Origin of the sequence: Agromyces binzhouensis (genome assembly GCF_004135055.1) — a bacterium.
In the GTDB taxonomy this organism is placed as follows: Bacteria; Actinomycetota; Actinomycetes; order Actinomycetales; family Microbacteriaceae; genus Agromyces; species Agromyces binzhouensis.
In genome coordinates this window covers 1-792 of record NZ_SDPL01000724.1, presented here as the reverse complement: position 1 = coordinate 792, position 792 = coordinate 1, and the positions used below count along the sequence as shown (strand labels likewise).

At 75.8% G+C, this 792-nt stretch carries 1 protein-coding gene; it reads right to left on the bottom strand.

Annotated features, from left to right (window positions below; translation table 11 throughout):
* The coding region (locus ESO86_RS17890) for an SDR family oxidoreductase (protein WP_129236045.1) at positions 1-668 on the bottom strand (668 nt) is incomplete at its 3' end.
* Positions 669-792: the final 124 nt, after the last annotated feature.

The following is a 792-nucleotide window of genomic DNA, read 5'->3' as shown; positions in this document are numbered from 1 at the left end:
TAGGGCCCGGGCAGCGGGAACTCGACGACCGGGCGCCGGACGCCGTCGTGCGCGAACATGCGCCGCACCATCTCGGCGAGCCGTTCCTCGCGCGGACCGGCCAGGTCGCGGGCCCGTCCGACCGCCCCGGCCTCGGCGACCTCGACGAGTCGCACGCCGACCTCGCGCGCCGAGACCGGCCGGTAGCGCCCGACGGGGATCGGCGTGAGCATCCGTCCGAGCGACAGCCGCGCCGTCATCTGCTCGGCGAACTCGTGGAACTGCGTCGCCCGCAGGATCGTGTGCGGGACATCGGCCGCCGCGACGAGCCGCTCCTGCGCGTGCTTGCCCGCGAAGTAGGAGGCGTCGGCACCGTCGATGCCGACGATCGACAGTGCGACGTGGTGGCCGACCCCGGCGTCGCGCTCGGCGCGCAGCAGGTTCTGCGTGACGGCGATGAAGAACTCGCGCGACCGGCTCGCCGAGGTGGTTCCCACGCTCGTGACGTCGATCACGGCGTCCACCCCGTCGAGGGCGGCCGCGAGCGACGAGCCGGCAGGCCCGGTGCCCCGCTCGAGGTCGTGCCCGGTCCGGCGGGTCAGGGACAGGATGTCGTGCCCGCCCGCCTCCGCGGCGACGACGACGTGGCGTCCGACGACGCCGGTCGCTCCGGCGATCGCGATCCTCATCGGGTCACCTCCGTCGTCGTGAGGGCGGGGTAGGCCGGGGCGGATGCCGCGGGGCCCGCGCCGGCTCCGGCTTCAGCGGCATCGGACGTCCGGGCGAGCGGCGCGCCCGTCGCGCCATCCGCCG